The 12,922-nt window shown below is 53.1% G+C and carries 5 protein-coding genes; all 5 read left to right on the top strand.

What is annotated here, in order from left to right; translation table 11 throughout:
* Positions 1–2,437, top strand: a 2,437-nt coding sequence (gene carB / locus ACJROR_RS00140) for a carbamoyl-phosphate synthase large subunit (RefSeq protein ID WP_406545331.1), incomplete at its 5' end; no start/stop codon positions are given.
* A gap of 287 nt (positions 2,438–2,724) precedes the next feature.
* Complete coding sequence (locus ACJROR_RS00135; RefSeq protein WP_406545330.1) at positions 2,725–3,351, top strand: hypothetical protein; 627 nt, start codon at positions 2,725–2,727, stop codon at positions 3,349–3,351.
* A 301-nt stretch (positions 3,352–3,652) separates the two neighbouring features.
* Positions 3,653–7,231 (top strand): protein kinase domain-containing protein, encoded by a 3,579-nt coding sequence (locus tag ACJROR_RS00130; protein ID WP_406545329.1) that lies wholly within the window; start codon positions 3,653–3,655, stop codon positions 7,229–7,231.
* Between the two features lie 398 nt (positions 7,232–7,629).
* The gene (locus ACJROR_RS00125; RefSeq protein ID WP_406545328.1) at positions 7,630–9,450 is read left to right on the top strand and encodes an autotransporter assembly complex family protein; all 1,821 of its coding nucleotides are present in this window, start codon (positions 7,630–7,632) and stop codon (positions 9,448–9,450) included.
* Positions 9,451–9,459: 9 nt separating this feature from the next.
* Positions 9,460–12,922 (top strand): translocation/assembly module TamB domain-containing protein (locus ACJROR_RS00120; protein ID WP_406545327.1); only part of this gene is annotated, 3,463 nt, incomplete at its 3' end.

Here is a 12,922-nt window from a genome sequence, read left to right as displayed (position 1 = left end):
GCGCGACGCCGCCATGGCAGTGCTCCGGGAGATCGGCGTGGAGACCGGAGGATCCAATGTGCAGTTCGGCATTGATCCCAAAACCGGCCGTCTCGTTATTATCGAAATGAACCCCCGGGTGTCCCGTTCCTCCGCTCTGGCTTCCAAGGCTACCGGCTTCCCCATTGCCAAGATTGCCGCCAAGCTGGCTGTGGGCTACACCCTGGACGAGCTTCGGAATGACATTACCGGAGATCGCACCCCGGCTTCCTTCGAGCCCACCCTGGACTACGTGGTCACCAAGGTGCCCCGGTTTAATTTTGAAAAGTTCCCCCAGGCCAATGACCGTCTCACCACTCAGATGAAGTCCGTGGGCGAGGTAATGGCTATCGGCCGCAACTTCCAGGAATCCCTGCAGAAGGCTATCCGCGGGCTGGAAATCGGAAAGAGCGGTCTCGACCCGGTAATCGACCTCAAGGATCCGGATGCCAAGGCTCGTATCGAGCACGAGCTTCAGGATGCCGGTGCCGCCCGCATCTGGTATCTTGCTGACGCCTTCCGGGCCGGCATGACTCTCGCTGAGGTGCACGAGCTTACCGACATTGATCCCTGGTTCCTGGTACAGATGGAGGAGCTTGTTAAAATCGAGCATCAGATCTCCGAAATGGGGTTCTCCGATATTGATGAAGACTTTATGCGCTTCATCAAGAAGAAGGGTTTCTCCGATATTCGCATCAGCCGTCTCCTGGGCGTGTCCGAGCGGGAAGTCCGGAAGCTCAGAAACCGTCTCGGGGTGCTGCCGGTTTACAAGCGGGTTGATACCTGCGCCGCCGAGTTCGCCACCACCACGGCCTACATGTATTCCACCTACGATGAGGAATCCGAGGTAGCGGAAACCGATAAGAAGAAGATCATGATTCTGGGCGGCGGGCCGAACCGCATCGGTCAGGGCATTGAATTCGACTACTGCTGCGTTCATGCCGCCATGGCTCTCCGGGAGGACGGCTATGAGACCATTATGGTGAACTGCAATCCGGAAACCGTGTCCACTGACTACGATACCTCCGACAGGCTGTATTTTGAGCCGGTAACTCTGGAGGACGTGCTGGAAATCGTCCGGGTGGAGAATCCTGAGGGCGTAATCGTGCAGTTCGGCGGGCAGACTCCGCTGAAGCTGGCTCTGCCGCTGGAAAAGGCCGGCGTGCCCATTATCGGCACCAGCCCGGATTCCATCGACCGCGCCGAAGACCGCGAGAGATTCCAGCAGGCGGTTAACCGTCTCCATCTCCTGCAGCCTAAGAATGCCACTACCTTCTCTCTGGAGGAGGCCGTGCAGGAGGCTTCCGGCATTACCTATCCTCTGGTGGTGCGTCCTTCCTATGTGCTGGGCGGCCGGGCCATGGAGGTGGTTTATGATGAAATCGATCTCCGCCGTTACTTCAAGGAGGCCGTGAAGGTTTCCAACGAATCTCCGGTGCTTCTGGACAAGTTCCTGGACAATGCCACTGAGGTGGACGTGGATGCCGTATGCGACGGCAAGGTCTGCATTATCGGCGGCATCATGGAGCACATTGAGCAGTGCGGCATTCACTCCGGCGACTCCAGCTGCTCGCTCCCGCCTTATCATCTCCCGGAAAGCATTCAGAACGAGATCAAGAGACAGACGGAAAAGCTGGCCTTCGAGCTCAATGTCTGCGGCCTGATGAACATTCAGTTTGCGGTGAAGGACGATCAGGTTTACCTCATTGAGGTTAACCCCAGAGCCGCCCGTACCGTGCCCTTTGTTTCCAAAGCCACCGGCGTGCCTCTGGCCAAGGTGGCCGCCCGCATCATGACCGGCAAGTCTCTTGCGGATCAGGGCCTTACCGCTCAGGTGATTCCGCCTTACTACTCCGTGAAGGAGGTAGTGCTGCCGTTCAATAAGTTCCCGGGCGTGGATCCGCTTCTGGGACCGGAAATGCGTTCCACCGGCGAGGTTATGGGCGTGGGCAAGACCTTCCCGGAAGCCTTTGCCAAGGCTGAAATGGGGGCCAATACCAGAATCGTGAAGGGCGGCCGGGTACTCCTCTCCGTCCGGGATTCTGACAAGCACCTCCTGCCGGAGCTGGGCAGAAGACTTATTAACGAGGGCTTTGAGCTGGATGCCACCCACGGTACCGCTCAGGTGCTCACCGCTGCCGGCGTGCCGTGCCGCTCCGTTAAGAAGGTATATCAGGGCCGTCCCAACATTCTGGACTACATGAAGAGCGGTGTTTATAACTACATTATCAACACCACCGAAGGACGCCAGGCTATTGAGGACTCCAAGACCCTGCGCCGCGGCGCTCTGCAGTTCAAGGTGGCCTACACCACCACCATCAAGGCTGCTCTGGCCTGCGCTGATGCCGTTGACAACAACGTGGACGAGACCCGCGAGGTGCACAGCATTCAGGAGCTGCATGCTCTTATTAAAAGGTAAAAGTTCTGAAAGATAAGAGTCAGAACTCTTAACAAAACAAAAGAGAAAGCCGTTTTCCGGAAGGGGAACGGCTTTTTGGTTTTTGGAAAGGGAGGCGTAACAGAGGCGTACAGAATGAATCAAGGGTAAAGAATGAAGGAGGCAGCAAGTAAAGGAGGAAATTACCAACTTTAAATTATCATAGGGCTGATAATTGTTTAAAATTCAAACAGCTTCTGCAACTCCCCGCATGTTACTGGTTTTTTGGATACAGCGTGACAGGGGAAAAGATACAGGGAATCAGGTGCATGACAGAACGGATAAAAAGGGAAAGGGCTTTTACCAGAGAAGAACTGGAGCGGGCTTTGCCATACCATAAGGCTTATTTCATTGTGCTCACCTATATTACCAGAGGAGAAAGGGGCTGGTACATGCCTCCCAGATGTCCCCATTGCAGGAACACTCTCGATGACTTCAGCATCGGCACCTGCAATTTGTTCGGCAAGTATCCCCGGGTCATGTTTAAGCGCTGCCCTTCGTGCAGAGGAGCGTATTTCAGACCGGATTGTCAGGAACCGGCCCTGATAAGAAACCCTCTCAAGGTCTCTTATCTGAAATATGTTGCGGCGCTGTTAATTCTGTCGGAGATCTTGACATTGGTGCTCCTCATCTTGGGGTTCGGCGGCAAGGGGATTGCCTATTTCCTGCTGACGCTGTTCCCGGCAGCTATGTGCGGGGTGCTTATGATGTACATCAAGGATATGTCCACCACCGATGAGGAAATACGAGAGTCCATGGATAATCTGAACAGCGTTGTCTATCTTGAGGCCCTTAAAAAACGCGGTGTCGAGCTCCCGTACTATTACCTGAAAAAGCTGGAGGAGGCGGCATCAAAAGGAGACAGATCCGCAGCATCAGCTGAAGGCTCTTCCTGAAGACGCTTCGGGATACCGGAGAATGCTCCACCTCCCCGAAAAATGATATGCGGGAATCAGGCTATTCATCATCAGGAAGCCAGTTAAGCACCGCATCTTCCCTCTTTAACCCCGGTATCTGATGCTCCTGCATCTGTGGCAGAAGCTTTTTCGGAAAAATAATTACAGCAGCTCACTGTGATTATTTTCCCGACGCCGGCTGTTTTTGTTAGCAGGGTATTTATTTTGCGGCGGCGCTTTTGACAGAGATTCCCGGTTTTTGTTTTACTGTTGGTAACTGGATTTTCCGGGGAGATGCCGTATGTCCGAGACCAAAGTAAATTCCTCATTTCTGAACAAACTCAGGAATACCGTCCTTAACAAAGCTGACGGCCTGCCCGACATTACCGGAAAAACTCTGGGAGAGTTTCATGCGGATCGGAGGATGAACATCTCCTCCGGAGAAGCGGATATCTACCTTTGCTCGGGTACCGGAAGTCATGCCGGGGGAAGGTTTGTCCTGAAGTACTACCGGCGGGAAAATGCAGTAAAGCCGGATGTTTTGGAGAAGCTCCGTTGTCTCAAAAGCCCCTGTGTCGCTCCGGTTACCGGGTACGGTACTTATGAGGGGCATCAGTATGCGGTACGCCCCTATTATGAAATGCCGGCGCTGTCCGAGGTGCTGGCATCCGGTACTGTGTTGTCAGAAGAGGAGCTTAAGTCTCTGATTATCCCCTCGGTTATCACCGGTCTTAAAGCGCTTCATGACATAGGCATTCTCCACAAGGATCTCAAGCCTGCCAATCTGATTCCTGATAACACCGGGGAGCATATTGTCCTTATGGACTTCGGCATCAGCTCCGATGCCGGAAAGAACACCTTTGTGGTAACAGAGACCGGGATGACTCCCTTCTACGCCGCTCCCGAAGCCATGCAGGGCATCTTCCACAAGGAAACCGACTACTACGCTCTCGGTATTACCGTCTTTGAGCTTTTTACCGGCTTTACCCCTTTCCAGAATCCCGGCCTTTCGCCGGAGGAAGCGGGAAGACTGGCGGCCATCAGCAAAATCGAGTTCCCGAAAAATTTCCCTGGAGACCTTAAAAAGTTGGTTCTGGGGCTTACCTATAAGGATATCTCCCACCGGAATGAGAAGGATAATCCCAACAGGCGCTGGGGCTATGACGAGGTTTGGAGATGGCTTCAGGGCGAAGATGTGCCTGTTCCCGGAGAAAGTACTTCCGGCACGGGTTCTTCTGTCGGGGCATCAGCATCAATATCTGGAACTGCATTTCAGTCTTATCGCTTTAACGGAAAAACATACACTGCGGAGACAGATCTTTTAAGAGCCTTGCTGGAGCAGCCGAAGGAAGGGCTTAAAGACCTGGGACGGGGGTTTCTTTCCCATCACTACTATGCTTTCAGCGAGAAAAAGGGCGCTCTTTGCGAATATGCCGAGAAGACGCTGGCTGGAAAGGATCCAGGCAACCACTGGGCTAATACCAGAATTCTGTACGCTCTTATTTACAGCCTTAATCCGGATGTCAGGGAGATTTGTTTTAACGGTCAGACCATGGATTCCATTCAGGATCTGGGCCGGGCCTTTATTGATGCGGGAACCAGGGAGGCTCAGCAAAACCATGGCCTTCGGGGCCAGAGCTATCCCTTAACCAACGCGGTAAAGGAGTTTGTGATCTCCGGAATACCGGAAGACTACGCCATTACCGTCCTTAAAAACACCGCTGTAAAGGATCTTTTTTCCAAAACCGCTGTTCTTTGGAAAAAAGATGATCGTGCCGAATCAGACACAGAGCTTGCTCTTATTTTGGGGTATTCCCTGTGCGATGACAGGAGAATTCCGGTAGGGGGCAAGATCTATCAGAGTCCGGAATCCTTCCGAAAGGAAATGGCCGCTCTGGTCAGTAAAGACCGCAGGGCCTATATGAAGCTTGTGGAGTCTGCCAAGGCGGACTTGGATTTTCTGGAAAAGAAGCTTCCTGATGCAGCATCCCGGGAGGCTCTTGTCAGGGCTCTCGAAGACTCAAAGCATGCGATATTCGGCGATAACGAGTATCACTTTAAAAACGGTCAGGAGTTCCATAATTACATCCAAAAGCTGGTTCATGAGGAAAAGCCCTACGAGATCCGGAGTCTGCTGAATCGCTATAAAATTCCTTTGAAGCAGGTTTCGGAAAATGTCTGGAGCACGGACTCTCTGGGGTATCTGCAAAAGACCGTATCAGACTTTATCCGCATCGGGGAATACCTATTTACCGGAGAAAAGTCTTTCCGGGATTTTGTTGCCGGAGTTTTGGAGCGAGGGAGAAAGGATCCCGCTTACCTCTTAAACTTTGTGAAGGCCCACCGGGGTTCACTTGACAGTGCGGTCATGGCTTTTCCGGGCATTAAGAAAAACGTTGCCGCCCTTTATGCCGCAAATAATTCCGTGATTGTCTTTGACGAAATTCTATTTCCTGATCTCACAGCCTTTAAGGCCTTTGTAACTGATACCCTTAACCGCGGGAAAAATGATCCCGGCTATCTTCTGGAGTTTGTGAAACGACACCGGAACACCGTAGATGCTCTTGTGAAAAATGCTGCGTGTGGAGCAGTTCTGAAGCCGCTCATAGAGTTATCCGAAAGCTTTATCATTTTTGACAGCCGGATCTTTGTCACGGTGCCTGCCTTTGAAGCGTACATCGATTATATTATGGCAAAGGGGAGAAAAGATCCCAGTTTTCTTTGCCGTTTTCTGCAAAACCACGACCTGGAACTTACGGATCTGGGGGAAAGGGATATCAGGCTGAAGCCGGCAGTGCAAAAGCTCTTCAAAGCCAGAAATATGCTGTTTTCCCTAGATGAATACATGTTTTCTTCTATTGAGGATTTCCGTGACTTTGCAGATAACATTCTTAAAACCGGCAAAGACGATCCCGGGTATCTCAGACGTTTTGTATCAGAGCATAAAAAGTCCCTGATCCAGCTCTGCCGGAATGACAGTATTTCCGCCATAGCCAGATCTCTTCTTTATGCCGGAAACAGCGTTATTGTGCTTGATGAATATGCGTTTCCGAATGCGGCCGGTTTTGCAGAGTTTTCTCGGGAACTTGCTGCTGAAAACAGTAACAAACCTCTTCGGGGAACTGACTTTGTCCGGGAGCATAAAGCAGGGCTGGTGGCTCTTAAGAGTACGGAAGCGTTAGACTCGGCGGTGAGGGAGCTTCAGGCTCTGGAATTCTCCGGAGAAAATAGCGCAGTCATTATGGTTAACGGTACCAGATATGCGCCGGTGCTATTTTCTCCCGAGAATGTAAAAAAGGGCTCTTATATAAATTTTGGAAGCTATCCGCAAAACAACGGCGATGTCAAAGAGCCCATTGAATGGCTAGTTTTGGAGGTTAACGGTAATGAGGCTCTTCTGATAAGCCGTTACGGTTTGGACTGCAAAAGGTATCATCATGAGTTGAAAGATATAACCTGGGAACATTGCTTTCTCCGAAAGTGGCTTAACCATGAGTTTCTGAAGACGGCCTTTTCGGAGGAGGAGCAGCAGAGGATCATGTCCTTAGAGGTGGCAAATGACAATAACCGGAAATATAGCACCCGCGGTGGTAATAATACTTGGGACCGCGTTTTTTGCCTCAGTCTTGCGGAGGCGGAACGCTACTTTAAGAATGACAGTGAAAGAAAGTGCGAGCCTACAGCCTTGGCCAAAGTTCATGGGGCTTATGTTAACAGCGGTTGTTGTTTTTGGTGGCTGCGGTCGCCGGGCAATATTCGGAACAACGCATCGGGCGTTAGTACTGGCGGTGCACTCTACCCGCGTGGTAACTGCGTCTACTATGGTTTCAATGCTGTGCGGCCCGCTTTATGGGCTACTTGGGCATCGGTAATCTTATAATCGGGAATCGGCCGCCGCTGCAATGCTGTGGAACCTCGGTGCGGTGTACAGTGCCTCCTCTGCCGCCCATTTGCGGGTATGCCGGCGTTTCTTCTGAACTTCTGAAAACCAGCCCCTCCTAAGACGCAAATTTGCATCCTTCCATCGTGAGACGGAGTCCGGGCGGTGAGACGGAGTCCGGGATGTCCGGCGGCAGCTTTGGGAGCGCTGGTTCCTTCGGCAGAACGGTTTCTTCCTTTGTCCGGAGAATTAGGAGGGGACAGAGGGGAGGAGGTAAGCGGCTTCCCCTAAATCACCAGCCATAACACACTTTTACCCAGGGAAACTCCCTCTTTTTTGAACTGTCCGCAAAAGACAGTATAATGCGCACATGTTTACTGATATTTCGGGCTTTTTATATGGAACTCAGGCTTCCGGTACTTTTTCTTAGCTGCTTTCTGGCTCTCCCGTCATTTGCGGCAGCGGCCGATGATAACTGCGGGGAACAATGCAATGAAGGGCAGCCTGCCGCGGACGACCAGAGTTCTCTCGAAGCCAAGGCCAATGATTCCAAGATCACCTATAAGGTGAAGGGCGTGGAAGGGGAAGTCAAGGATAACGTGGAAGCCTACCTGGCTACGCTCCCGGACTACCGCCGAGTTAATTTTGATTCCAGCAAGGAAAAGATCCTGGAATCAGTGCGGGATTCCCTGAAGGTATTCGGCTACTATTCCCCGAAAATCGATCTCACCTTTAAGAAAACCACTTCTCCTAAGCTCACCGTTACCATCCAGCAGGGCAAGCCCGTGTTTATCAGAAGACGGGAAATCGTGGTAGTGGGGGAAGCTCTGAGCGATCCCATGTACATGTTCGCTCTCCGGGACATCGGTCTGAAATCCCATACTCCTTTTCGGCATTCGGACTATGAGGATGTCAAGTCTCTCATGTTCAGCCAGGCTCTGACCATGGGATATTTCGATGCCAGGTTTATTCAGTCCTCGGTGATTGTGAACACCGATGAAAACACCGCCGACATTTTTCTGGTGCTGGATTCCGGCCATCGCTACCGTTACGGCGACATTACCTTCAAGGGCGATACCCGGTATCAGGAGATCATTGCCCCGCTGGTGACCATAAAGAAGGGGGACTATTTCAGCATGAACCGCCTCTCGTCCATGAGCGGCTCCCTCTATGACACGGGGTACTTTGAGGCGGCGGAGGTGGTGCCGGATCTTACCAGAAGCAACAGTCCGGATAACCTTAACTATGAGATCCCGGTGGAAATCAATCTGGCCCGCAGAAAATTCAACATTGTCGAGGCCGGCATCGGCTATGCCACCGACGAAGGACTCCGGGGGCAGGTCAAGTGGCTGATGCCCATAATCAATGATTACGGCCATTCCCTGAATATGCAGATGAAGCTGTCCCGGATCCGCCAGGAGGCCCTGATTCGCTACACCATTCCCCGCAAGGATCCCCTGAAGGACTATTACTATATTCAGGCACAGCAGGCCTATGACGATCTCAACGATACCGATTCCACCATTTTCGAATTTTCGACCCATTACTTTTCCAAGCTGGGGCGGAGATGGCAGTACGATCACTATGCCGCCTTTCATACCGAGGACTACAAGCAGGGCTCGGAAAGCGGCTATGCGCAGATCACCGGACTGGGCACGGGCATGACGTATCTTAAGTTTTTCCCGCTCCGGGATCCCAAGTCCGGACAGCGCTATGTGCTCCGGGCCTTCGGCTCCTCCCGGCATATCGCCTCCGATGTGACCTTTCTGCAGCTTTCCGGTCAGGCCAGGTGGCTCTTCAGTCCTACGGATGATTCCCGTTTCCTGGTAAGATTAGATGCCGGCGCCAACATAAGCCCGGATACCTCCAAGATACCGCCGTCCTACCGTTTCTTCACCGGCGGCGATACCACCATCCGGGGCTACGGCTACAAGACTCTGGCCGCGCGGCACAGCGACGGCACTCTCCGGGGCGGACGCTATCTCGGCGTGGCTTCGGCGGAAATTCAGCTCCCCTGGATAACGGATCTCCGGCAGACCTTTTTTGTGGATGCGGGCACGGCTCCCTATGATTTCAAGGAAAAGGATGTCTACATCGGCGCGGGCACCGGCCTGCGCTATGTTTCCAAGATCGGTCTTATCAAGGTGGATTTGGGCTTCGGCGTTTCCGAGACCTCTATTCCGTTCCATATTCACTTCGGCATCGGCCCGGACCTGTAGGAGTTTATCATGGCGCAGCATACCGGCAGACATAGATGTTTTTTCTGGGCCCGTCTCGCCTGGAAGATCTTTGCGGTGTCCGTAAGAACCGTTATCGGTTTATCCATTCTGGGCACGGCTGGCTGTCTCATGGTTCTTTTTACCTCCCGGGGCTCCGGATTTGCCTGGACTATGGCCACTGACAAGGTGGACGGTTTAAAGGGCACTCTGGTAGCCGGACATCTGGGCCGGGGCTTTTATATCAAGGATTTCAGTCTGGTTATTCCGGATGTGATCACGGTGTCGGCGAAGGAGTTCGAGATCCAGTACAACCTTACCGGGATCTTTCTGGGCCACTTTACCGTTGACGATCTCCGGGCTCAGGATGTGCTTCTGGTGATCGGAAACAAGCCTCTGGACATGCCGTATATCGGAGATTTTCTGGCGGCCAGGCTGCGGGAGACCGCTTCCTGGGCCCGGGATTATGAAACCGGCCGCATGATCCGGGTAAGTCCGGAGGTGCCGGATCCCACGACGAACATCGCTCCGGCCCCGGCCATTAATACCGATCCGGAACTTGAAAACGAAGAGGAGGAGGAAGCTCCCGCCGAGGAAAGCTTTATTTCCATTCCCCTGGATGTTCATGCGGATTCCGTGCGGGTGAAGAATTTCCTGATGCTTTCGGAGGTGGTGGATGTGGCGGTAGCCGATCTCTATCTCCGGGCCGGCCTTAAGGATGATACGGTTACTGTTTATACCGCCGATGCCAGCTACATCGATGTGCAGCTTCATGACGAGAGATTTCCGGAGTCTCCGCCTTCTCCGCCGTCGCCTATGGTTAAGGAACCCTTTAACAGAACAGAGGTTGAAAGCGCTGTTGAGAAACTGCCCACGGTGTTCCTCCCTATAAAAATCAGGGTAGACTCTTTGACTCTGGATTATGCCCGTTACCATCAGACAGTTTATGACACCGGGGTCATGCGGGGCTTCCTGAGCGGGAGCTACATCGGGGCTGACATCAGCGTAAAAACCTTCCGGGTGGATCACAGTCTCGGTCATGCCAAACTCACGGACAGTGCCATGACCCTCCGGGATTACTATCCTATGGACATTAACCTGGATGCCTGGTCGGAAAACGATGAATGGTTTGATTTTCTGAACCATCATACCCTGACTGCCAAAGGAAAGGGGGATCTTGTCGATCTCAGCGTTCATGCGGATATTGCCGGCAAGGTGGGACTTATTGCCGATGCCAGAATTGGTTCGCTTGTTCCGTACCTGCCGTTTGAGGCTAAGGTGCAGGGGACGAATCTAGGGTGGCCGATTCTGAAACCCGATTATTCTGTAAAGACTCTGACCACCGAGGCTTCCGGCACTCTTAAGGCCATCACCGCTCAGGTTGCCGCCCAGGGGATAAAGGCTCTGGATTATCCCGAGTTGGATCTTAAGCTCAGCGCTTCCACGGACATGGTGTCCGCGGATATTAAGAGTCTTGCCGTTAACACTCCGGACAAGCAGCATGAGGTGAAGCTCAGCGGACATGCGGATTGTGATAAGATTTACGGCTTTAAGGGGGAGATCAGCGCTAAATCCGCCGATCTGACCCGTTTCGTGCCGGATGTTCCTGCCGCTCTGGCGTTAAGCGTGAAGCCGGAGTTTGTCATGCAGGCTGATGACCTTTCCTGGCGGGCCGAGGCTCGGGATCTCAGTCTTGACGGACTCTTAATGAACTACCCCCTGACTCTGAACAGCAGCCTCATAAAGGCAGACAGCAACCTTAATGCCGAGATCCGGCAGCTTGTGCTGGAAAACGGCGGCAAAAATTTCCTCTCCGCAGACGGCAATATCACTAATGTCGGTTCCGGCTCCCATCTGGTCTCGGAAATCGATGTAAAGGATCTCTCCCTCCTGTACCCCGGTCTCAGCGGCAGCGTGGCCGGCAACATCCATATGACCGGAAGCATTACCGCCCCCAATGCCATGATCACCCTGAAATCCCCCGATGTCGGTTATCAGGATATGAGGATCAGAAGACTGGATCTTGTTCTGGATGCCGCCTCCAAGGATGAACGGCTGACCAAGAGCGAACTGAATCTGAGTATCGGCGATCTCTATAATGCCAAGAAAAAGCTGGTGGATTCCCTGAAGCTGGCCTTTAAGGGCGGCGAGGACTCTCATGATCTCACCCTGAAGGCCCGGACAATTGCAGGACATCTGGATCTGGGCCTTCACGGCTCTATGGATGCCAGGAGAACCCGCTATCTGGCGGAGATTTCCAAACTTGATCTGGTAACCAAGGAGCTTAATACCAAGTTGGAAACTCCCCTCAAGGCTGATACCCAGCTCAGTCCCGGGATTCAGGTTAAGGCCAATGAGCATTCCTGGCTTATCAACGGGAACCGGCTGACCTTCCAGGAGCTCATGTGGTCTCCGGAACGGGCCAAGGTCAGACTTACCGCTCCTGACATCAAGCTGAACTCCTTCAAAGCCTTCATTCCCGAGACCCTGAGTCTGCCGTTTTCCGCAGCGCTCAATGCGGATGTGGCGCTGGTTAAGAACCGTCCCGACGGAACCGCATCCCTGCATATCCCCGCCGGCAAGCTGATTTACGACCGGAGGGAAATGCATTTTGACGGGATTTCTCTGGACGCCGCGATCCGGCCGGATAAGCTGAATACCTCCTTCCTGCTGGATCTGGGCAAGAACGGTTCCCTGAACACCGACCTTGCGGTATCCGATCCCGCCGGACAGAAGCAGCTGATTTCCGGAGAGTACCGGATCAACAGCATCAATCTCGGCCTTATTTCTCAGATGCTGGGGGATGTGGCAGCTTCCTCCGGCTTCCTGGAGGGCAGCGGCAGCTTTGCGGGCTCTCTTGCCAAGCCGGGACTTAACGGTGTTGTCCGGATCCGGGATATGAGCGTTACCCCTTCCATGGATCTCGGCAACATTTCCGATATCAATACCGAGATGAATTTTCATGGAACCAGCGCGGATATGAGGGGCTCCTTCGGGATTCTGGGCAAGACCGGCCGCCTGGAAGGCAGTCTGGCCTGGGATCCGGAGATGGAGGCCAAGATCAAGCTGGATACCGATGATCTCCCGCTGGATCTCTTCGGCTACGGCAAGGGCATTGTAAAGGTTAATATTGCGGGAGAATTCTCCGACAAGGTTAACAATCTCTCCGGCCGGGTGGCGATGCCTTATGCCCGGATCAAGGTGCGTTCTCTCCCGGCTAGCTCCGTGTCTCTCTCCAAGGACGTGCATGAGATGTCCCGCACCAAGGACGGCGGCTATGATTTCCGGCGGGGCAGCACTCTCCCCATGGGCCTTGATATGGAGATTTCCATCGGCGATGACGTAAAGCTCAATGCCATGGGACTTAAGAGCGATATCCGGGGCAAGCTGGCCATAAAGCAGCCGCCGCGGAGACAGATGAGCATTACCGGGGATATCAGAGCCGAGGATGGAGTTTTTCATGCATTCGGTCAGG

Source organism: Succinimonas sp. (assembly GCF_045225735.1).
Classification (GTDB): domain Bacteria; phylum Pseudomonadota; class Gammaproteobacteria; order Enterobacterales; family Succinivibrionaceae; genus Succinimonas.
The sequence above is the reverse complement of the archived record's forward strand: the minus strand, read 5'-3'. Positions and strand labels throughout refer to the sequence as shown.

What these genes read in the sequence shown, in the direction of transcription:
- ACJROR_RS00135 (WP_406545330.1), top strand. Translation starts at nt 2,725, where the DNA reads ATGACAGAACGGATAAAAAGGGAAAGGGCTTTTACCAGAGAAGAACTG.
- ACJROR_RS00130 (WP_406545329.1), top strand. Translation starts at nt 3,653, where the DNA reads ATGTCCGAGACCAAAGTAAATTCCTCATTTCTGAACAAACTCAGGAAT.
- ACJROR_RS00125 (WP_406545328.1), top strand. Translation starts at nt 7,630, where the DNA reads ATGGAACTCAGGCTTCCGGTACTTTTTCTTAGCTGCTTTCTGGCTCTC.